Here is a 20,804-nt window from a genome sequence, read left to right as displayed (position 1 = left end):
CATCACGGTCGAAGGCGCCACCAGTTAAGCAATGTCTTGATACGCCGTTTCACGTCCTTGGCGAAGGTGACGTGGGCAACTTCTCGGACGTACCTGTTGTATGGGGTTTTTCTGAGGTAATCGTAGTAGGCCCAGATGAGAGGATGCCAGCCGTCAAGCGACCAGGGCTTATTGTATTCGGTGAAGTGGATTATTTTAGGCCGCTTGCCTGTCTTCATCTCTCTCGCGGTGGCGAAGCAGGGCTTCCCCTCCTGCGGCATCAGCATCCGCCGCTGCACATTCCAGAGGACGTCGAGTTGCGCCCAACGCTGCCAAAAGACGACGTTCAGCGCGCATTGATCCGCATATTCTAGATCCTCGGAGCGCTTCTGCAAAAGGTCGAGGGCGTGCTGAAAGTCGCCGTCACGACGGATGTTATGAAGTTCCAGCACGAGGACGCCTGAATTGAAATATCCCAAGCGCTGATGAGGCAAGCCGAATCGATCGGCAAATATACGGTCGTCCATGCCCACGTCGCAGACCGCACCTATCGAACGGCCGCCGAGATCAACGGTATATAATTTGCGGATATCGCTTTTCACAACCAAATCCGCGTCAAGATAAATGACACGTCCAATGTCTACAGGTGCCAACTCGCCTATCATCAGCCGAAAATAGGTGGCGCGACTGATATGGCGCTTCCCTGGCATAGCGAGTACGGCGGGTTCGCTAATCTGGAGCCAGTTGAAGGCATGACCCACTCCACAAGACTCGAAAGAGGCGCGATCCTCTGCCGGTATGCCGTCATGCAAAACGAGAAAATTGAATCGAGCTCCCGGGGCGTTGGCAATCATGGAGGCAACGGCAACACCCGCATGCGGTAGGTAGGCCAAATCCAAGCCGAAAGCGATGTTGACGACATCTTGGTCCAGCGGTGCATACGTTCGTTCAGTTTTGGCTTCTGTTCTTGGCGCTGTGCCAAGACGATTTTCGCCAATCTCTCTAACCGCGCGCAAAGACCTAACGCATTCGGTCGCATTGCCGAGCCCGGAGGTAGTATCTGATGCTGGGGCTTTCATTATCCTCTCCCTATCGGCCAAAATCCTGCCGAGATAAGCGACATATGAAAAAGCGTAATGCCTTGAGTGCCCAGCCAGATCGCCTTATGCGCTCCTCGGGCTGGTCAAGGCCGTTGCCGGAAAATTGTTGCTAAGTATGCATGCGATCACTCGGTCTGGGACAATCGACCCAACCTGAAGATTGCCCAGCTATCAGCACGCAAATGGAAGCAACGGCATTTCTATGCCTGAAACACGATGTGACTGCTGTGCAAATGTTGTCGCTATGTTCAGCTAATTGTTATCTGGCGCTGTAATCGAACGTGATCAGCCATCGCGAAACATATCGCTTGTGCTATCACCTGACGATGTTGATATATTGCGCTCAGTCAGCTGGGGTAAATATGATCCAGCTACAGTCGGCGTATCCGCATCAAAATAACGAGAGATTGCCATAGTTAAGTCATCCTTTTCTATGGGCTATCGAAAATAATGATCTCAATACCATTCGTCCCTAAGATCGATAGTTGCTCAAAATACGAAGATTGGATCGCATGTTTGTATCGCTCTATATCACACACCTAGTCTGCCTACACCGACCACGATGGTATAGGAACATCCGAGACAGTGCTTGATATATTCCCTCAGTCAACCGCGGCAACCGATACTTTGGTATAATGCCATTGCGATTGATGCTATCTTCGCTAAAGAGAGGTCTGAACCGAACTTTTTGGTGAGTACGCCAATCTGGCGTGTTTCATGTGACGATATTATGCAATATCCCCGCTGCACTAGTCGGATGCTTCGCACTCCAAATCCAGCGCGTAACCGCGCGCACAAACAGTCCGGATAAGATCTGGCCCAGCTCTCCTGAGCGCTCGACGAATGTGCCCGACATGAATATCCACAGTTCGCGGCTCGACATTCATGCCCGCCGGGCCATTCGGCAACGCCGATTCACCGGTCATCGCCTGAAAGTCAAATATGGCTGGGTGCGGAGAGCGGCGTCATTCGCCGGCTGCGCCTTCCTGATAAAGGAGCGCATGATTTCCCGTGCCACTATGCACGCATGGGGCTACTGGAGACGCGGCGCCGTTGCCGAGCGTGAAGCCGACCGTGACTATCGAGACGATCGATCTTCCGATCTCAGCGCCTCAATCAGAGGCGCGACAACGGCCCTTGCAGCGATCGCGGCTGCTTCTTCATCGCGGCTATCGATCGCGTCCACGATCGCCGCGTGGGCCTCCAGGCCTGGCTCGGGCAGGTCATCGTGCTCCAGCGCGGAGAGCGTGTTGAGACGCACCATACTTGCAAAGTAGCGGTAGAGTTCGGCAAGGGCGGCGTTGCCGGAGATGCGCGCAATCGCACCATGAAATGCAAGATCAGCGTCAACGAAGGCCTCGCGGTTCTTATGATTGTGCTGTTCGCTGCGCTCTTTGAGAAGATCGCGAAGCAGCGCAACATCAGCTTTGCTGCAGTGGGTTGCGGCAAGCCTTGCGGCTTCCGTCTCCAGCATAGCCCGCAGCTCGAAGTGATCTCGCAGGCTCGATCGACTGACCCGACGCATGACCTCCGCGGGATCGACGTTCGAGCGCACATAGGTGCCGTCCCCCTGGCGAACTTCGAGAACATTGGCATGCGACAGGACGCGAATAGCTTCGCGCACCGTGTTGCGGCCGACCTGAAGCATGTCGGCCAGCTCCTGTTCCTTCGGAATCCGTTCGCCGACCTTCCAGGCTCCTCCTTCGATCTGGGCGCGGATCAGATCCATCGTTGATTCTACAAGGGAGCGCCGAGGCGCCTGGGGAAGCGTGACAGATGTGGACATGGCGCGTTTCATAACAGGAAAAACCCGATCATCCTATGTAAGAATGTTTGTTTTACCCAGGCGCTTGACCGCGCCTTACCTTAAACATAGGATGATCCTATGTTTAGAATATGAAATAGGCAACCAGGGCGCTTGATCGCACCTGGTCCGGTGATGAGGCAGCTCTTTGGGCTGGACAGAAATGGCGGAGAATGGCAGCGATCGGCACGGTATGGCTAGAATGGCTAACGGAACAAGCACCCTGCCGCCTGAAAAAGGGTCTCTCCCTGGTCCTGCGCATCGACCTGTTCAGCCCGCAATGGGGTTACATCTTCCGGTCGGCACTGGCCGCCGCACTCGCTCTTGGAATCGGGTTCGTCTGCCAGGTGGAGACACCCTATTCAGCAGCCACGACGGTGCTGCTCGTCGCCAACGCCAATCAGGGCGCGGTTCTCGCCAAGGGGACGTGGCGTGTCATCGGCACACTGATCGGTGGCCTCGTTGCCATCCTTCTGATGGGCTTTTCCGCCCAAACGCCGGCGTTGTTCGTTCTCGGTTTCGCTCTCTGGCTTGGGCTTTGCACGGGCGGCGCGATGATCTTTCGCCATTTCCGTGCCTCCGGGGCGGCCGTGGCAGGCTATACGATCGGGCTAGCGACCTACGGCTCGCTCGAACATCCCGACACCTCGCTTGAACACGCGCTCGGCCGGGTCGCGACCGTCGTGCTTGGTGTAGTATGCCTGGGCGTCGTCACGGCATTACTTTCCGCTCGGGCAACACCACCGAAACTCGATACCAGCTTCGCACGTCTCATCGCGGCCGTGGGTCGGTTTATTGCCGCAAGACTGCCAGGCGAAGCAAAACCGGACACACTGTCAGCTGTCGGCCTCGTGCCAGACCTGTTTGCCCTGGACGATCTGCTGGAACTGGCATCGGCCGAATCCGCAGAGGTAGCGTTGCGGGCGGGCACGGCGCGTGATGGCATGGCTGCGCTGTTCGCCAGCCTGGTTGGCGCGAGCGGCTGGCAGTCCGCCGAACAGCCGCATCCCCTCATCGCAACGGCAGCGATCCGAATCCGCCAAACTCTAGATGCAATATCCGAGGCATTGGCGTCGCCGGCTGGAGCCGAGGTCGCCCTGCGGTTGATCGAGGCCGTTCGCCATGACCTGAAAGCCTCTGCAGCAGAAGCGGAGAGGCTGGAAAGCGCAGACGGTCTTGACGTTCTGATCCAGATCGATCGCCTGGTCGAAATGATCGAAGACTACGAGTACGCGCTCGTGAGTTTGACGCGTCTGCGCAGTAAACGCTTGCACCGCATCCGTCGCATTTTTCGGTTTCACCGGGATTGGCGCGCCGGATTGGACAATGGCCTGCGCTCGGTCCTGGCGATCATCATTGGTGGTGTCTTCTGGATCGCCACGGGGTGGTCTGGCGGCACTCTGATGCTGCTCGTTCTCGCACCTTATTGCGTGCTCCTGGCCATGACGAGCAATCCGGCTGGCGCCGCTGTCGAGTTCGTAAAGGGCACGGTCGTCGCGGTCCCCACGAGTTTCGTGTGCGCCTTCCTCATCCTACCGCTGATCGACGGGTTTCCGCTTCTGATCGCCGCGCTAGCGCCATTCTGGATCGCGGGTCTCTACGCCACGACGAAACCGAAATATGCGGCCGCAGCGCTCGCCTATCTGGTCGCGTTCAACACGCTGGTCGGTGCGAACAACCCGATGACGTTCAATATGGCCTCCTGGTGCAATCAGGTTTGTGGCTGGCTGGCCGGCGTCATCGTGACGCTGCTGTGCTTCCGCCTCCTTCTGCCGCGCGACCCTATGAAGGAAGCTCGGCGCATCGTCGGGGCAATCCGAAACGACGTATTTGCTGTCGCCAGAAGCACCCGGCCAGTGGATCGGCTCGCCTGGGAGCACCTCCAGCACCATCGTCTGTCGCGCATAGCCCTCACGCTCAAGAGCGATCCTGTCGGCTTGCGGCCAATCATGGAGGACGGTTTCGCGGGCCTCCAGGTGGGCCGCGCGCTGCTGCGAATCCGCAACGCGCTCAACCAACCCGACTTCCCTGCATGGGCCCAGACGTTCACGCGGGCCGCTTTACGGGACTTGCAAGATCGGGGCACGACGCCGGCCGGCGCGGCCAACCATCTTCGGGCGACTGCCGCGCAACTCTTATGTGAACACGATGGTGATACGTCCGCAAGGCGCTTGGTCCACCGCGTTGCTTCGGCGCTTATGGATATCGGCTCGCTGCTCGACGCTCACGCCGCTTTCTTCGCTTTCGCCGGAGGCCGCCGATGCTGAGCGAGGTCAACCTTGCGGGCATCTATGTCCCGCCGCTTCTTTTCTACGCCTGCGCGATGCTGCCGCTCTTCTTGCTGCTGCAAACCATCCTGGCTCGTATCGGGCTATTGCGCCGGGTCTGGCATCCCGCCTTGATCGAATTCGCGGCGGCGCTTTCGATCCTCGCTCTTTTCATTCTCTATGCCTGAGTTGTCATATGCGTATTTTGAAGCCCTTGGCGCGCAGCGCCCTGTCACTTGTCATCCTCGGTGCAACCGTCCTGCTCGTCGTCACGCTGTGGCGCCAATATGTATTGGCGCCATGGACCCGCGACGGCCGGGTGAGCGCGGATATCGTGCAGATCGTACCGGAAGTCTCCGGCACGATCAGCGCCGTATCCGTTATCGACAACCAGTACGTCCATCACGGCGACATTCTCTACGTGATTGACCCTGCGCGGTTCCGCCTTGCCGTGGCATCCGCAGAGGCCGATGTCGAAGCGAAGCGTCAGGACATGCTCGTCCGCCAGGCGATGGCGGAGCGGCGAAGACAACTTCGGCAAGTCGTCTCCCAGGAGGACGTGCAGCAAACGGGCGGGGCTGCCGCCCAAGCCGCCGCCGCCTATCAGGGTGCGCTAGCGTCGCTCGATCTCGCCAAGCTCAATCTCGCGCGAGCCACGATCCGGTCGCCCGTCGATGGATATATCACCAATCTGCGGATGCGGCCTGGCGACTACGCGACAGCCGGCGTCACCAGGATAGCAATCCTCGACGCTACCAGTTTCTGGATCACCGGCTATTTCGAGGAGACGAAGCTCCGGCAAATTCATGCCGGCAGCCCGGCGCGGGTCATGTTGATGGGCTTTGACCAGCCCATCTCCGGCCGCGTCGAAAGCATTGGCCGCGGGATCGAGGACAGCAATGACACGCCGGGTCATCTCGGCCTGCCGAGTGTCGAGGCGACGTTTACATGGGTGCGTCTTGCTCAGCGCATCCCTGTTCGTATCCACATCGATCGCGTGCCACCAGGAATCGAACTTGCGGCGGGCATGACCGCCAGCGTTGCGGTTGGATCGGCGATCACCGACGATGCGCCCAAAGGCCATTTGCTTTCTTGGTTGCGGGCGATTCAGTGACAGCCGGACAAAGTAAGCGCGAATGGTCGGCGGCCTTGGCAATTCTGTTGCCGGATACCGCAGCACCGGACGGAAGCGTCCCACCGGTCGATTCGCCGGTGCGACTTGAGGCATTGTGGAGCGAGTTTCACGATGCTTCGAATTGAAGAATTGATTGCAAGTATAAATCCTGCAAGTAGCGCAATCATATTGGAGGCAATAGAGCAATGCGATCTATCACAATTCGCAATGTCCCAGATGAGGTGCATCGTGCCATCCGCGTCCGCGCTGCCCTGCACAGGCATAGCACCGAAGCCGAGATCCGCAGCATTCTGGAACAGGCGCCCAAGCCGGAAGGTCGTCTGAAACTCCTCACTTTGTTGACAACTATTACCCGTGAGGCTGGCGGACTGACCGACACAGAAACAGAGCGCCTCAACCAGCTCCGCGCTAAGACTCCGACCGAACCCATGAGTTTTCCATGACGGGAACGAATCCCAGATAGAGTGGCAAGACCTGAGTGGCTTTCTTGCTTTAATTGCCAATTCTCAAATTTTTTGCAGCATAACTATCTGATTTCTTTGCAGAACGAGTCTTGCAGCTAAGCCGCGCCTATTTAATTGAAGCCTTGAAGCTATCGATGACATCCTTGATCGCGTCATAGGGTTGGCCCGCGTGATAGGCAATCGTCAGCAACAGGCAGGATGGTCCATGGGCAGCAACGATTTCTCCGTGCAGCAGGAGCGTATCGCTCTTGCTGTCGAACTCAACCCGCCGTCCTCGATAATCGCCGAGTGCCGCATCGGACGATGTACCGGCAACAAGTTCGATGTTCTCCTTCTTGAACTGTCCAAAAAATCCGTCTGCCGTTTCCTTCAGCAATTCATCCAGCGGTTGGTTGGCAGCCCGCGACGAAGGATGCGCGCAGACGAGCGACACGAAACTCGCGGCCGCATCCGTCTGCCTGTTCGCCACCTGCATGAAGCCGGACAGCTTATCGTTGAATTGCACAGGCTCCACCTGCCATCCGCTAGGCCAAGTGACCTGCACCGGCATCGGTTCGAGCTTCCATTTAGCGATCGCCTCGGCCTGGATCTCCTGCCTTTCCTGCTGCTCGGCGACATCGCCAAGATGTGCCAGAACGAGCAGCGCCAGCGCGATCACGCCGCCGCGCATCGCCGCGCGCACAAACGAAGCCTCGCTCGATGATTTGTTCGTCCAGTAACCGGCAATCAGCGTACCGATCAGCATCGCGAAAACAGGTGGCCCCAGCGCATAACCCCAATTTCCGGCGTTAAATGCGTCTTGCGTCTGTCGCGACGATACCAGGATTGCGAGCAGATAGAGGAACGCGATCGCTGCCGTCCCAACGAACGCCCTCCGATAGGAATGCTGAACTGCCTGATGCTGCATATTGAACCTCATGCACGTAGCGGTGGCTTCTCGTCGTCGCACGATGCTTTGCGACGAACATGGGAACCGCAGACTGATCATAAGCCACTTCGTCGACCGTGAGCACGCCGATCGGCGGCCTTAGCTGCAGCAAACGACCATCCTCTTCAATTGCCATATCAGCGGCAATCTGTCCCTGCACACCGGAAATGCGAATCCCGTAGCGATCGAGCAGGAAGAGATAGAGAAGCGAAGGTAGTCTGCCTCATTTATCGGGAAACTCTGGCAGCAACCTAGCAAGAAGCGCCATCACTTCGTACATGACGGCCTTCCCCCGACGCTCCGCAGCCGATGGATCGCTGGGTCGCCCCTCAGGCCGCGGTTGTAGACACTGACGCGATGTCCCTCGTCAACAGCACGCTCGACGCAGGGATATGAGATTTGGCCGGTACCGCCAATGAAGAGCACATTCAAAGCCATGTGCAGGACCTCGGCGTCTGATTGGTAGGATCAATAACTGCCATTCATAACGCGAAAAAGCCTTATCGTCTCCCTCGATTGCACTTGCAATCACCATCACCGTCAGAAAACCGGGACGGCTTCAGATCGGCCGCGTGCGTGGGCCAGTCGGCAGGCGAAAACGAGGCTACCAGCGCAGGCTGACTTTGCCGACCAGGCTTCCGACCACCCCGCTCAGCAAGATGCCGAGCGTGTACCATATCGCGATGAACGGAATGCCGTTTTCGACGCAGGCCCAGGAATATACCCAGCCGCCGACGCCCCCGGCGCAGGCACCCGCAACGAAACCGGCCAGCGCTGGACGCGTTGGGGCTGCGCGCCTGAGAAACCACATGTTGGCACAGAAAGAGGGAATGCCGAAAGCCACGATCAGGAACGGGCAAAACGACGCAGAAAATCCGATAATCAAACCTGGATAGGATGAAGCTGGCGACAGCCCGAGCTGGACGATTGCCAGCAGCACGACGACGCCGAAGGCCAGAGCCAAAACCTGGACCATGCGGCCAATCGAACCTTCCGGTCGCGCAACCCGCTCAAGAGCGACGACCGTCGCGCTCATCAGTATGACGGTATATAAAAACTTCACCCAAAACGCCGCAACCGTCACATGGTGCAGATGCGGGCGAAAGGTGAGCGATATCAGCAGCGCGACAGCCGCGCCGACAACGCCGACAACGATGGCAAGTGCGAGCCGCATCCGCAGCGCATGAGGGCGAACCGGGGTGAGGTCACTCACCAGAGCCTCGATGAATTCATCATTTTTCGTCATTGGCAAAACCCAGCTTACGTCCAATCGCGCGCATCCCCCGGTGGATGCTGACGCGAACCATTGCTTCAGACTGCCCCGTTTCGATCGCGGCTTCAGCAGTGGTCTTTCCGGCGATCTTTACCTGCCTCAGAAGCTCCCTCTGTTTGGCGGGCAGTTGATCGAGAAGACGGTCGACGTCGAGGTGGGCAAACAGCGCTTCCTCTCGAAATTCGGCGGCGATCTCGTCTCCCAATGCAATTTCGACGTCTCTTTTGCCGCCATTTGCCCTGAAGTGATCGATCAACTTGTATTTCGCGATCTGGAAGAACCAGGCGGTAAACGGTCGTTCCCGATCGTAGGTAATGCGCCGGCCATGCACTGCCAAAAGCACCTCCTGAACCAGATCCTCAGCGTCGCGGTCGGCATCGGACCCAAGCCTCCTGCGATAAAACGCCAAAAGCAGGTCGCGTAAAATAACGAGCAAACGCCTGTACGCAGCTTCATCGCCATCAAGCGACAGAAGCATCAAACCTTTCAGGAGCTGTTCCGATACCGATTTAGTCATTCACGGGCAGTCATTCGTTGAGCGGCGCTCTTTGTTACATCCTCAGGCGAATATTTTGTCTCCCTTCTTGCGATCACAACGGCGTGATCTCTGTAACGCATTCGCGAAGGTGCCGAATGAGGAAGCGGAATTGAGGGACAACATGCTGTCGTCGACACGACGTCATTTGCGGATTGCCCCGTTTCCAAAGCGATCACCCTACCCGCTCCAGAAAACCGGATGGGGATCATGTCGAGAAGATCGAAGATATGGAGAGCAGAATGTCGCTCACGAAGTTGAAGATCATGGGTATGGCGCTGGCGCTCGGCGCTGTGACCGCACTATCCGCACATGCCGCCGACAAGGCGCGCGTTCGCGGTGTCGTGGAAAGCCTCAGCGGCGATACGCTGATGGTCAAATCACGCGAAGGCAAGGACGTTACCATCAAGTTGAAGTCCGGATGGGCCGTCAACGGCATCGTCAACGCCGCGGTGACAGATATCAAGCCCGGGGACTTCGTCGGCATCGCCTCCGTTCCGACCGACAGCGGCATCAATGGCGCGCTTGAAGTGCTGATATTCCCGGCCGCCATGAAGGGCACCGGCGAGGGCGATTATGGTTGGGATCTGAAGCCGAAGAGCTCGATGACCAATGCGACGGTTGCCAGCGCCGTTACCTCGGTCAACGGACCTACCCTGTCGCTCACCTACAAGGGCGGCGAGAAGAAGATCTCCATCCCGCCGGGCACGCCGGTCGTCACCTTCGGCAAGGCAACGAAGGACGACATCAAACCCGGCGCCGGCGTTATCATCAATGGCACGACCGCCGGAGACAACACGGTTGAATCCGACCGTGTTCTGGTCGGCATAAACGGCGTCATACCGCCAATGTGACGCGTCCATGCCGACAGCACGGGTTGCCCGGTTGCCGATGGCATCCGGGCAACCTCAATGGACAGCGACCTCGTCGCAGTATGTAATTTCAGATGCCGCTTCCCGGCGACAGTCAGGAGAACCATCCATGGCAAGCATCGAGCAGATCGGCTGCGCGCCGCCATCTCCCCCCGCCAAGATCTTCATCCGCCGGCATTCGGCCCTCACGCGGATGACCCACTGGATCAACGTGCTGTGTCTGACATTGCTGCTGATGAGCGGCATGCAGATCTTCAATGCCGATCCGCAATTGCATTGGGGCAATTACGGCGCCGTTGAAGATCCATCCTGGTTCGAGATCGCCAGCAATCAGGATGGCGACAATGTCACCGGGACGTTGCGCATCGGCCGGCTGTCGATCACAACCACCGGCATACTCGGTGCTTCCACGGCCGACGGCGAAATGACGCCGCGCGCATTCCCGGCCTGGGCGACGATGCCCGGCTACCAGGATCTTGCGGCTGGCCGACGCTGGCATTTCTTCTTTGCCTGGCTGTTCGTCATCAACGGGTTCGTCTACGTCGCCTACGGCCTGATCGGCGGTCATTTGCGCCGCGATCTCACGCCGACGAGCGAGGAGGTCGCTCCCGGCAATATCTGGCACGAGATCAAGGACCACGCCCGTCTGCGCTTCCCGAAAGGCGAAAAGGCGCGGCGCTACAACGCCCTGCAGAAGCTGACCTATCTCATCGTCATCTTCATCCTGCTGCCGTTGATGATTGCTTCGGGGCTGACCATGTCGCCCGCGATAGATGCCGGCTACCCCTTCCTGCTCGATATTTTCGGCGGACGCCAATCGGCGCGCTCCATTCATTTCATCACCGCCTGGAGCCTGGTGGCCTTCGTCGTCGTTCATGTCGCGATGGTCGTTCTCTCCGGTCTTTGGAACAACATGCGTTCGATGGTGACCGGGCGCTATGCGATCATCAACGAGGAGGCTGATCGATGAGCTCCATTTTCACCCGCCGCAGTTTTCTCATCGGCTCGGCCGCCAGTCTGGGCGCCGTGGGCCTGACCGGATGCGATGACATTTCTCAGAACCAACATGTGCAGAAGGTGCTCGCTCTGGCCGAGCGGCTAACCATGGGCACACAGCGGCTCGTCGTTTCCCCGCAAACGCTTGCCCGCGAATATACGGAGGCCGACATATCGCCGAGCTTCCACCCGAACGGATCAACCCAGCCAAACAGCGCCGAATATGTCCAGATGGTCGAAACCAAGTTCGCCGACTGGCGTCTCAAGATCGACGGCATGGTCAACCGGCCAATGGAATTTTCGCTGGCTGATCTGAAGAAACTGCCTTCCCGCACACAGATCACCCGCCACGACTGCGTCGAAGGCTGGAGCGCTATCGGCAAATGGCAGGGCGTTCCTCTTGGACTGATCCTGCAGACTGCGGGTTTGAAGCCGGGTGCCCGCTACGCGGTTTTCTATTGTGCGGACGAGCTGGAGCAGACGCTCGACGGCAGCGGCCGCTACTATGAAAGCATCGACCTGATTGACGCCTTTCATCCGCAGTCGATCCTCGCCTATTCGCTTAACGGCAAGGATCTGGAAGTCGAGCACGGCGCGCCCCTGCGCCTGCGCGTCGAGCGCCATCTTGGCTACAAACACGCGAAATACGTCATGCGCATCGAAATCCGCGACCGGTTCGATGATCTATGGGGTGGCAATGGCGGGTTCTGGGAGGATCGTGGCTACGAGTGGTATGCCGGCATTTGAGATGTCTGCCAGACGTCAAGCATCGGGCGCTGCGACTGTAACCGCTTCTCAATCTACTTTGCCTGTTTGAAGCAGTCGTGGGCCATACCGAAATGGAAATTGGGATTAATTCAATATGAAATTCAATACTTTGTAAGCGAGGCCGTCGGATGCGGAACAAAGGCAGAAGCGCGTGAGCCAACCTTCGTTATGTCATCTGATCGCGCCTTGATCGGATTGTCGCCCGGATCGTGTCGACCTTCCGTTGTCTCGTGACACATTGCGATGCCGTTGGGGGAGAACGGCATCCAACAGCGGTCGGTGCGCTCTCACCACGGAGTGCCATGGCGGCACGAACGATATCATGGGCTTCATGAACAGCCGGCAGTTTGCCACCAGGGTAATGGTTTGCGGCACGGGACGTAGGTTTTCGGGACAAGCAACACCTCCTGCGTCCGGCGCAGGGAGCGGAAATCGATCTGGGCGACTGTTGATCTATCGTCCCGAGCATTTTGAATACTATCGGAACAGGAGGCCGATTTTTGCATAAGAACTGCGAGCTTCTGACGGCAAAACTCTCACCCATTGCGTAAGCGACGACCGACCTCCTCAATCTACGTTTTCAGAACGTCGAGATGAGCCTAGCAGGCCGCTTCCACATGGGCGAAGCATCGGTGCATTTGATCTCGGCAAGCTCGTAAGGATCGACCTTCGTGAAATCTGGTTAAGTGAGTCATCTCGTTTCACATCGTGGCTGGCGCGCGAAGAAAATCTGCTTATGGGCGGCACCGTGAGAGCCCGTGATCGCGTAGATCGCACCGACGCGATTCTCTCGGTTAATCGTCCCGGGTCGGCGGCCATTGGCGGGCGGTATATACGAGCGCCATTACCCATACCGTGTTTCCAGTTTCATCCACTTCGTAGACAAGCCGATAACTTTCATGCGGGATAAATTCACGTATGCCAGGGATCTTGCCCATACGACCGAGCGTCGGGAAATCGCCAAGCTTGCCCGCCGCCTCGCTGAACACTTCGTCTATCTTGAGCGCTGCACGCGGATTGTCGATTGCGATATAATCGACAATGTCCGCTCGATCCAGTCGCGCCACTGCAGTCCAACGGACTTTCACAGATCCGCCTTATCGATCCGGCGGCGCAGTTCAGCACGGCGTGCCGTCGCTTCGGCTTCAGCTTCCTCATTGGAAACGTGCATGCCCGCGTCACGCTGTCTGCGTGCAATCTCCACCTTGCGACGCAGGTAGTCATCGTACTGTCGCGCCTCTTGGCGACGGTTGATATATTCCCGCATCAGCTCGCGCAGCACTTGGGCCGCCGGCCGGTCATCCGCGGCGGCTTCGGCCATGAACGTGTCGCGCAACTCTGGCTCCAATTTCATTGTGAAAACGGCTTTCGTCGACATGGCAAGCTCCTGTTTTGCTATACCAAGTATATACCAAAGCATTACCTTTGTCGCTCACTTTCATCGCGGGCGAGTTGTCGGCCGATGCCGATTTGCGTGCCTCTGGCGCGGCAATTCCAGAAACAGTACGACCAACTCACTTTGGCGTCACAATGGGCGTGCGCGAAACGATTCCCCTACCTCGGACAGGCCTTGTCTATCTCTGGCATGCGCTGCGAAGTTCGCCCGAACCGTCTCATCCTGTCCGCAGTGGTGCGGTCGCCTCGACGATTGCGTCGATAGCGACCCTCAGTCGGGGAAGGAGTATCGGGGACGCAGGCCAGATCGCGTTTATGGGAAGGTGTCCGGATACTTGATCGTCGAGGATCGGAAGCAGTCGGCCGTGGGCCAGATCGTGCGCTACGAGCCAGCGTGGAACGAGGCCGATCCCCTGGCCTTCGCGAATTGCGCCCAGCGTCAGAACCCCTCCATCAAGCAGAAGTCTGGCCTTGGGATGCCAGATCGTCTTGCTTCCATCGCGCTGCTGGAAATGCCACGCTCTCGCTCTGCCTTTCTGAGACGTGGCAATCAGATCGTGGCCTCCAAGCTCTTCGACGCTGTTCGGCATCGACCGGCGCCGGATGTATTCCGTTGCGGCGCAGAGCACTATGTGCTGCGTGCCTAGAGGCCGTGCGACCAGTGCATTGACGTCAGGGAGGTCTCCAATCCTAACGGCGAGATCGATGCCGGAGCCAGGAAGGTCCACTGGCTCAGTCGAGCTGGATATTTCCAGCGAGAGTGCCGGCCACCGCCTACATAGCTCGTATAGCGCCGGAGCGATGATCTTCGCCCCGAACAAAGGAGGAAGACTGACGACCAGCCTGCCGGACGGCTCCTGCCTGAGATGTGCGATCTCCGCCTCCGCCCTCGAAATGTCTGTTCGGGCCTGCCTGCAGACATCCCGATAGACGATGCCTTCCAGGGTGAGGTTGAGACGCCTCGTCGTTCTTTGGAACAGTCTGATGCGCAGACGGTTTTCAAGACGCCCCACCGCCTTGGCAGCCGCGGATGGCGACAGGCGCAGACGCTCGGCGGCGGCGGAAAAGCTTCCACTTTCACAGACCGCCAGGAACACACCGATTTCGTCGCCAGGATGATGAGCCATACCAAAGATTACCGAATTTAATTCCTAAATTGGCGGAATTTTACGCTATTTTCTAGCCATACAGGCTGCAATATTCTAACTCCATGGAAAACACACGCACATATGCAATCATCGGAGGAACGTCCGGCATTGGTCGCTCCCTTGCCCGCATGCTCGTCGAACGTGGGGATCGCGTTCTTCTCGGCGGGAGGTCTCATCAAAGGCTGGACTCAACCTTGAAGGAACTGGGGCAGCGGACGTCTGGCCGGGTCGTCGATATAACCGACCGCGCATCGTTAGAGATTTTCTTTCGCCAATCGCCGCGCCTGTCAGGCCTCTTCACACCGGCCGCCACCTACGTCACCGGCACCTTTGCAAGCGGAGCGCTCGAGAGCAGCGAGGAACTGTTCCGGGCAAAATTCTGGGGCCAATACTGGGCGGTGCATTCTGCATTGCCATATCTTAACCCCGACGCATCGGTCGTCTTGATGTCGGGAGCAGCCTCCGTCCGGCCAATCGGTGCTCCGGCCTATGCTGCATGCAATTCGGCCCTTGAAGGGCTGGCTCGTGGACTTGCGCTGGAACTTGCACCAATAAGAGTGAACTGCCTCTCGCCTGGAACCACAGACAGCGATCTCTGGCGGAACCGCCCCGACGACATCCGTAACAGCGCCTACGACCATTGGAAGACGCTATGCGCTTTGAAGCGTCCGGGAACCGTCGAGGAGCAGGCACAGGCCGCGCTGTTCCTTCTGGACAACGGCAACATGACCGGCAGCACCCTTTACTGCGATGGAGGCTACACCTTGCGATAACAGCCCAAAACAAATCAATTGATCATGTCGATGAAGCATCGTTTATAAACGGCGGCAGTTGAAGCTTCGCTTGGTGGTGGATGACGCTGCGCAAAGGGATGACGCCTCGCCCGAACTTCCCCCGGCCAAACGTTGGAGGATGCGGCACAATGGGCGGCCCCGTCGGGTGCGAGCGCACTCCTGTTCAACTTCAGCAAACCCGAAGTCATGCACAGCGGCACCAACCTCCAGATCGGCGTTTATGGCAATGCGTTCGAAGGGGAACAAGACGAGCCAGCCGCCAACGAGATCCCTCATGCGACAGAAGAGGACCTAAATGACGACGCCTATTCATGGGCCGATGCCGCTGTGACGATGGTCGGCGCCCGCGGGATCGGCGCCGATGATATTCATCGGCTGAAGAAGGCTCTCCTGAGTTCTCAAGAAGAGTAGGAGAGCCCTGCCTTCAGCATTCACATCCGCGGGCCGGTATCTGAAAACGATCAGGCAGCCTTGAAGGGAGCAACCGCAGACCTGTAGGCAATCAGATCTTCGATCGTGACAAGATGGAGACCATGCCGTTCGGCGAAAACCTCAAGCTCGGGAAGACGGGCCATCGTGCCGTCGTCATTCGCCACCTCGCAGATGACGCCGGCCGGCGAAAGGCCAGCGAGCCTGGCAAGATCCACGGCTGCTTCCGTGTGACCTGGACGCGACAGGACGCCGTTTGGGTGCGCGCGAAGCGGGAAGATATGGCCCGGCCGGGCAAACTCCTCCGGACGCGATCCGCACCGGACGAGAGCCCGAACCGTGGCAGCTCTGTCAGCGGCGGATATTCCGGTCGTGGTTTCCGGGATATAGTCGACCGATACGGTAAACGCGGTCTTCAGGACTTCGGTGTTGCGCGGCACCATCAGCGGAATATCGAGCTCGTCGAGCCTTTCGCCCTCCATCGGAACGCAGATGAGACCACGGGCATGGTTCATCATGAAGGCGATTGCCTGCGGCGTGACCGCTTCGGCAGCAATCACCAGATCACCTTCATTTTCGCGGTCTCGATCATCGACAACCACAATGATCTCGCCCCGCGCAATCGCGGCGATCGCATCTTCAATTTTCGAAATTGCCATTTTCCTGCCTTTCAAGGGTTGCCGCTTGGAACGGCGTGCATGGCCGGTTAAAGCCACCATTTTCCCTTGGGCGAACAAGCATGTGAACGCCACAATGAAGCAGCGTCTCCTGCGTTGCTCTCTTCCATCCGGACTATGACCGTCGGCTCCGGCATCTCACCGGATCTGCTGACCCTTCCGGCAACCGGAAGGCGCTCGCGGGCTCGAGGAAAATCCCCATACCGCCGGTGGGGAATTGCACCCCGCCCTGAGAACAATTGGAAGATAAGAGATCGATGCCTCGTTCCGCAAGAGGCATCGATCTCCGAATTGTCGAAAATCCGGTCCGCCCGTTGAACGCACCGTTCCTGATTGTCGAACTAAGACATGATCAGGCCACCGTCGACATTGATCGTCTGGCCGGTAATATAGGCCGCATCGTCGCTGGCAAGGAAAGTGACGAGACCTGCAACGTCTTCGCCCGATCCGGCCCGTTTCATCGGAATGCCCTCGACCCATTCCTTCATGAGCTCGCCGGGACCGTAATTGCCCAAGAGCTTGCCCCAGGCTTGATCATTATACGCCCACATATCGGTTTCGATGATGCCGGGGCAGAAGGCGTTCACGGTAATGCCCTCGGTCGCGACTTCCTTTGCCAAGCTCTGGGTAATGCCGACGACGCCCATCTTCGATGCAGCATAGTGCGGCGTGTAGATGAAGCCGTCGCGCGCCTGGCCGGAGGCGGTATTGATGATCCGGCCGCCTCGACCATGCTTGCGCATGCGGGCGATCGCCTCCTGGGCGCAAAGGAAGACGCCCTTGGTATTGACGGCCATGACCTTGTCCCATTCGCTCTCTGTCATATCCTCGACACGGGCAATGGTGATGACGCCGGCATTCTGGATCGACACGTCGACGACGCCGAAAGCCGCTTCGGCAGCCTCGTAAAGACCCTTCACGCTGACCTTGTCGGTTACATCGCCAACGAAGGAAATCGCCTTTCCGCCGCCGGCCTTGATCCCATCGGCAACCGCATGGATGGAATCCTCATTGGCCGAGACCACGAGATTGGCACCCTCGCGCGCGAACCGCTTGGCGATCGCCGCGCCGATACCGCGGCTCGCGCCGGTGATGACGACAGTCTTGTTTTCGAAGCGAAGCATTTCCCATTCCTTTTGCGGTATTGGCTAATGACGGCGCCATGAAATGGTCGATCGCGCCACCTGTAATTTGCGACTTCAGTCGGCTGCCAGGATGATCCCGGCGAACTCCGATGCCTTCAGCGACGCCCCTCCGACGAGAGCGCCATCGACGTTGGAAACGCTAAAGATCGCCTTTGCGTTCTGGGCCTTGACCGAGCCGCCGTAGAGGATCCTGACCCGGCCTCCGTCATCTCCCAGCCGCTCCTTGAGCATCTGCCGAATGGATGAGTGTATTTCCTCGATCTGTGCAAGGCTCGGAACCTGCCCAGTACCGATCGCCCATACGGGTTCATAGGCGATCATCGTGTTCGAACTGGTTGCGGTGTCGGGAATCGATCCTTCAAGCTGCGCACAGACCACCTCAGCCGCCCTCCCCTCGTTTCGTTCTGTTAGCGTTTCTCCGACGCAAATTATGCTCGCCAGTCTTGCTTTGTGGACTGCGGCAGCCTTACCCGCGACTACGCCATCCATTTCCCCGTAGGCGGCGCGGCGTTCGGAATGTCCCAGGATGACAAAGCGGGCGCCGATTTCGGCGAGCATCTCGGCAGAGACGTCCCCGGTATAGGCACCCATGGTCTGCGCGTGGCAATCCTGCGCGCCGACGGTAATCGCCGAACCTGCAGCACATTCGGCCGCCTTTTCCACCAGCGTGAAGGGTGGGCAGACGACGATGTCGCACGTCACCTTGCCCGTTAATCCCTTCAGCACCTCGATCTCAGCCAGGGAGGAAGCGAGACCGTTCATTTTCCAGTTGCCTGCAATCAGTTTCCGCATGACGTCACCAGCAGCAGAAGCCGCCGTCGACGAGCAGGTCGACGCCCGTCACGAAGCTCGCGGCATTCGATAGCAGGAAGACGGCGGGACCGACCATCTCATCGACGGTCGCCATGCGCTGCATCGGCGTCTGCTCCTCGAAGAGCTTGGTCTGGTGGACCATCTCCGGACGCGTGTTCATCGGCGTTGCAGTATATCCCGGCGAGATGGTGTTGACTCGGATGCCGCGGCCGACCCACTCCATCGCGAGCGACTTCGACATGTGAATCACGCCGGCCTTGGAAGCGTTGTAATGCGCCTGGCTCAGGCCACGATTGACGATGACGCCGGACATGGAGGCGATGTTAACGATCGATCCGCGTCCATTTTTCAGCATGGCGCGCGCTTCTGCCTGGCATGACAGGAAAACACCCTTCAGATTGATATCCATCAACGTCTGATACTGGTCCTCCTCCATTTCCTCTGCCGGCTTGGCATTGGCGATGCCGGCGGCGTTGACGGCAAGCGTCAGTGCCCCGAGCTCCGCCTCGGTGCGGGCAACCGCCTCCGCAAGAGAAGATTTGCTGGTGACATCGGCCGCAATCTGGAGGAAACGGCGACCGGCCGCCTCGATATGCGAGGCCGTGTTCGCCAGGCCATCATCGGAGCGGCGATCAAGAAGTGCGACGTCGGCGCCGCATTGTGCCAGGCCGATTGCGATGCGCTGCCCGATGCCGCTTCCAGCTCCGGTCACGAGCGCGACCTGTCCGCGGAGATCGAAAAGTTTCGGGGCGTTCAGAGTGATGTCCGACACCGCTCTTCCTTTCTATTTGTCTATATTGTCGCAAGTTCCATGACGGAGACATCGTTAGCCTCGTCACGATTGAGAATGCCTGCCTGTTTGCCCTGGGCAAGCACGAGAATTCGGTTGGAGACGCCGAGAACCTCCTCAAGATCGGAGCTGACGACAATGACGGCCACGCCCTGCTTGGCGAGGTTGACGATGATGTCGTAGATGCTGGCTCGGGCGCCGACGTCTATGCCTCGGGTCGGCTCGTCGAGGACCACGACCTTGGGATCGCGCATCAGCCATTTGGCGATGACGACCTTTTGTTGGTTGCCGCCGGACAGGTCGGAGGCATATTGCTCGGCGCGGCCCTTGACGCCGAACTTCGCCACGGCCTTTTCGGCGAAGTTGCCCTTCATGCGCGAGGTAATCCAGCGCCCACCGAGCCTGTCGAGATTGGCGTAGACGATGTTCTCGCTGATGCGATGGCCGACGACGAGGCCCTGTTCCTTGCGATCCTCGGGTACCATGACGATGCCCTTTGCGATCGCATCTGCCGGGTCGCGAAGCTTGAGTTCTTCGCCCTCGAGCCTGATCGAACCGGCGCTTGTCGGATCTGCTCCGGAAATGGCACGCACGAGTTCCGTGCGGCCGGCACCGACCAACCCGGCAATGCCGAGAATCTCGCCGGCCCGAACATCGAACGTCACATCCTGGAAGGACCCGTCAGGCGAGGTCAGTCCGTTGACCTGCAGCACCGCCCGGCCCGTCGGCTCGGGAAGCGTCGGGAACAGCCGGTCCAGCGAACGGCCGACCATGCTCTCGACGATGGTCCGAACCGGGGTGGCACTGTCGGCAAACTCCTGGACACGCTCGCCATCACGCAGGACGACAATGCGATCGGTGATCTGCTTGATCTCCTCCATGCGGTGCGAAATGTAGATGATGCCGACACCTTCTGACCGGAGCTTTCTTACCTGCTCGAACAGGGCCTCCGTCTCTGCTCCTCCGAGCGCGGCGGTCGGTTCGTCAAGGATCAGCAACTTGGCATTGAGGGCCAATGCCTTGGCGATTTCGATGAGCTGCTGATTGGCCGTCGAGAGACCTTCGACCTTGCGCGTCGCCGGAATATGCAGGTTCAGCCGCGCAAGCTGTTCCTGCGCGCGCCGGATCATCTGGGGGCGATCGACAACTCCGTTCTTCATCGGCCATCGCCCGATGAAGACGTTTTCAGCGATCGACAGATGCGGCAGGAGCTGCAATTCCTGGTGGATCAGGACTACACCCTTGTCGATCGCGTCGCGCGGTGCGGCTGGGGCATAGGGCTGCCCCAGCCATGTCATCATTCCCTCGGAGGGCGTGCGTGACCCTGCAATAATGCCAGACAAGGTGGATTTGCCCGCCCCGTTTTCGCCAAGAAGCGCAACCACTTCGCCGGCATGGACGTCCAGATCCACATTCTTGAGCACCTGAAGCGGTCCGTAGCGCTTGCTAATGCCTCGCAGTGAAAGAACGGGCTCAGTCACGGCATACCTCC

22 protein-coding genes, 3 pseudogenes and 1 riboswitch are annotated in these 20,804 nt (G+C 58.7%); of the genes and pseudogenes, 9 read left to right on the top strand and 16 right to left on the bottom strand.

Annotated elements, in window-relative coordinates:
* Positions 1–2: 2 nt before the first annotated feature.
* From BJ928_RS31575 to BJ928_RS31565, 3 genes and pseudogenes are all read right to left on the bottom strand, one after another.
* Positions 3–1,058, bottom strand: a complete 1,056-nt coding sequence (locus tag BJ928_RS31575; protein WP_047634233.1) for a glycosyltransferase family 8 protein — start codon at positions 1,056–1,058, stop codon at positions 3–5.
* A 770-nt stretch (positions 1,059–1,828) separates the two neighbouring features.
* Positions 1,829–1,964: pseudogene (locus BJ928_RS31570) on the bottom strand (winged helix-turn-helix domain-containing protein); the annotation flags it as partial.
* Positions 1,965–2,157: 193 nt separating this feature from the next.
* Positions 2,158–2,808 (bottom strand): FCD domain-containing protein, encoded by a 651-nt coding sequence (locus BJ928_RS31565; RefSeq protein WP_245432638.1) that lies wholly within the window; start codon positions 2,806–2,808, stop codon positions 2,158–2,160.
* A gap of 248 nt (positions 2,809–3,056) precedes the next feature.
* Between BJ928_RS31565 and BJ928_RS31560 the strand changes: the two genes are divergently transcribed.
* The 4 genes from BJ928_RS31560 to BJ928_RS31545 all read left to right on the top strand — a co-directional run bounded on the left by BJ928_RS31560 (position 3,057) and on the right by BJ928_RS31545 (position 6,728).
* Positions 3,057–5,150, top strand: a complete 2,094-nt coding sequence (locus BJ928_RS31560) for an FUSC family protein (protein WP_063769472.1) — start codon at positions 3,057–3,059, stop codon at positions 5,148–5,150.
* Entirely contained in the window at positions 5,144–5,338 is a 195-nt protein-coding gene (locus BJ928_RS31555) for a DUF1656 domain-containing protein (protein ID WP_047634231.1), read from the top strand. Before BJ928_RS31560 ends, BJ928_RS31555 begins: the two co-directional genes overlap by 7 nt.
* Before the next feature lie 8 nt (positions 5,339–5,346).
* Complete coding sequence (locus tag BJ928_RS31550; protein ID WP_052227842.1) at positions 5,347–6,264, top strand: efflux RND transporter periplasmic adaptor subunit; 918 nt, start codon at positions 5,347–5,349, stop codon at positions 6,262–6,264.
* Between the two features lie 206 nt (positions 6,265–6,470).
* Positions 6,471–6,728 (top strand): plasmid stability protein stbC, encoded by a 258-nt coding sequence (locus BJ928_RS31545; protein ID WP_047634230.1) that lies wholly within the window; start codon positions 6,471–6,473, stop codon positions 6,726–6,728.
* Between the two features lie 127 nt (positions 6,729–6,855).
* Here the strand turns inward: BJ928_RS31545 and BJ928_RS31540 are convergent, their stop codons facing one another.
* From BJ928_RS31540 to BJ928_RS31525, 5 genes and pseudogenes are all read right to left on the bottom strand, one after another.
* Positions 6,856–7,656 (bottom strand): hypothetical protein, encoded by an 801-nt coding sequence (locus tag BJ928_RS31540; protein ID WP_147413962.1) that lies wholly within the window; start codon positions 7,654–7,656, stop codon positions 6,856–6,858.
* Positions 7,538–7,837: a hypothetical protein gene (locus tag BJ928_RS39480; protein ID WP_245432637.1), complete on the bottom strand. Its 300-nt coding sequence runs from the start codon at positions 7,835–7,837 to the stop codon at positions 7,538–7,540. Before BJ928_RS39480 ends, BJ928_RS31540 begins: the two co-directional genes overlap by 119 nt.
* 158 nt (positions 7,838–7,995) lie before the next feature.
* Positions 7,996–8,115: pseudogene (locus BJ928_RS39475) on the bottom strand (RNA-binding protein); the annotation flags it as partial.
* Positions 8,116–8,281: 166 nt separating this feature from the next.
* Entirely contained in the window at positions 8,282–8,923 is a 642-nt protein-coding gene (locus BJ928_RS31530; protein WP_047634228.1) for a DUF1109 domain-containing protein, read from the bottom strand.
* The gene (locus tag BJ928_RS31525) at positions 8,910–9,467 is read right to left on the bottom strand and encodes a sigma-70 family RNA polymerase sigma factor (RefSeq protein WP_047634227.1); all 558 of its coding nucleotides are present in this window, start codon (positions 9,465–9,467) and stop codon (positions 8,910–8,912) included. The genes BJ928_RS31530 and BJ928_RS31525 overlap by 14 nt, the downstream gene beginning before the upstream one ends.
* 284 nt (positions 9,468–9,751) lie before the next feature.
* Between BJ928_RS31525 and BJ928_RS31520 the strand changes: the two genes are divergently transcribed.
* The 3 genes from BJ928_RS31520 to BJ928_RS31510 all read left to right on the top strand — a co-directional run bounded on the left by BJ928_RS31520 (position 9,752) and on the right by BJ928_RS31510 (position 12,100).
* Positions 9,752–10,339 carry a hypothetical protein gene (locus BJ928_RS31520; RefSeq protein WP_245432645.1) on the top strand — a complete coding sequence of 196 codons (588 nt, stop codon included), beginning with the start codon at positions 9,752–9,754 and terminating at the stop codon, positions 10,337–10,339.
* A gap of 127 nt (positions 10,340–10,466) precedes the next feature.
* Positions 10,467–11,327: a cytochrome b/b6 domain-containing protein gene (locus BJ928_RS31515; protein ID WP_047634225.1), complete on the top strand. Its 861-nt coding sequence runs from the start codon at positions 10,467–10,469 to the stop codon at positions 11,325–11,327.
* Positions 11,324–12,100 carry a molybdopterin-dependent oxidoreductase gene (locus BJ928_RS31510; RefSeq protein WP_047634224.1) on the top strand — a complete coding sequence of 259 codons (777 nt, stop codon included), beginning with the start codon at positions 11,324–11,326 and terminating at the stop codon, positions 12,098–12,100. The genes BJ928_RS31515 and BJ928_RS31510 overlap by 4 nt, the downstream gene beginning before the upstream one ends.
* 815 nt (positions 12,101–12,915) lie before the next feature.
* Here the strand turns inward: BJ928_RS31510 and BJ928_RS31500 are convergent.
* From BJ928_RS31500 to BJ928_RS31490, 3 genes are all read right to left on the bottom strand, one after another.
* Positions 12,916–13,209: a type II toxin-antitoxin system RelE/ParE family toxin gene (locus tag BJ928_RS31500; RefSeq protein WP_047634223.1), complete on the bottom strand. Its 294-nt coding sequence runs from the start codon at positions 13,207–13,209 to the stop codon at positions 12,916–12,918.
* On the bottom strand, positions 13,206–13,499 hold the full coding sequence (locus tag BJ928_RS31495; protein ID WP_047634221.1) for a hypothetical protein: 294 nt from the start codon (positions 13,497–13,499) through the stop codon (positions 13,206–13,208). Before BJ928_RS31495 ends, BJ928_RS31500 begins: the two co-directional genes overlap by 4 nt.
* A 235-nt stretch (positions 13,500–13,734) precedes the next feature.
* Positions 13,735–14,643 carry a LysR family transcriptional regulator gene (locus BJ928_RS31490; RefSeq protein ID WP_047634220.1) on the bottom strand — a complete coding sequence of 303 codons (909 nt, stop codon included), beginning with the start codon at positions 14,641–14,643 and terminating at the stop codon, positions 13,735–13,737.
* 83 nt (positions 14,644–14,726) lie between these two features.
* On the opposite strand from BJ928_RS31490, the gene BJ928_RS31485 reads away from it, so the two are divergent.
* The gene (locus BJ928_RS31485; protein WP_047634219.1) at positions 14,727–15,437 is read left to right on the top strand and encodes an SDR family oxidoreductase; all 711 of its coding nucleotides are present in this window, start codon (positions 14,727–14,729) and stop codon (positions 15,435–15,437) included.
* Between the two features lie 126 nt (positions 15,438–15,563).
* A pseudogene (locus BJ928_RS31480) lies at positions 15,564–15,869 on the top strand (homocysteine S-methyltransferase); the annotation flags it as partial.
* Positions 15,870–15,919: 50 nt separating this feature from the next.
* Here BJ928_RS31480 and ribB read toward each other — a convergent pair.
* The 5 genes from ribB to BJ928_RS31455 form a co-directional block, all read right to left on the bottom strand.
* A complete protein-coding gene (gene ribB, locus BJ928_RS31475) occupies positions 15,920–16,546 on the bottom strand; it encodes a 3,4-dihydroxy-2-butanone-4-phosphate synthase (protein ID WP_047634218.1) in 627 nt (208 codons plus the stop codon).
* A 112-nt stretch (positions 16,547–16,658) separates the two neighbouring features.
* Positions 16,659–16,805, bottom strand: a riboswitch (FMN riboswitch).
* A gap of 100 nt (positions 16,806–16,905) precedes the next feature.
* On the bottom strand, positions 16,906–17,688 hold the full coding sequence (locus BJ928_RS31470; RefSeq protein WP_047634217.1) for an SDR family oxidoreductase: 783 nt from the start codon (positions 17,686–17,688) through the stop codon (positions 16,906–16,908).
* Positions 17,689–17,763: 75 nt separating this feature from the next.
* Positions 17,764–18,501 carry a triose-phosphate isomerase gene (tpiA, locus tag BJ928_RS31465; RefSeq protein ID WP_047634216.1) on the bottom strand — a complete coding sequence of 246 codons (738 nt, stop codon included), beginning with the start codon at positions 18,499–18,501 and terminating at the stop codon, positions 17,764–17,766.
* Between the two features lie 4 nt (positions 18,502–18,505).
* A complete protein-coding gene (locus BJ928_RS31460) occupies positions 18,506–19,294 on the bottom strand; it encodes an SDR family oxidoreductase (RefSeq protein WP_047634215.1) in 789 nt (262 codons plus the stop codon).
* 20 nt (positions 19,295–19,314) lie between these two features.
* Positions 19,315–20,793: a sugar ABC transporter ATP-binding protein gene (locus BJ928_RS31455; protein ID WP_047634214.1), complete on the bottom strand. Its 1,479-nt coding sequence runs from the start codon at positions 20,791–20,793 to the stop codon at positions 19,315–19,317.
* Between the last annotated feature and the right edge of the window lie 11 nt (positions 20,794–20,804).

Source organism: Rhizobium sp. WW_1 (assembly GCF_003610155.1).
In the GTDB taxonomy this organism is placed as follows: Bacteria; Pseudomonadota; Alphaproteobacteria; order Rhizobiales; family Rhizobiaceae; genus Rhizobium; species Rhizobium tropici_A.
Note: the sequence above shows the minus strand (reverse complement) of the source record. Positions and strands in the feature narration are given on the sequence as shown.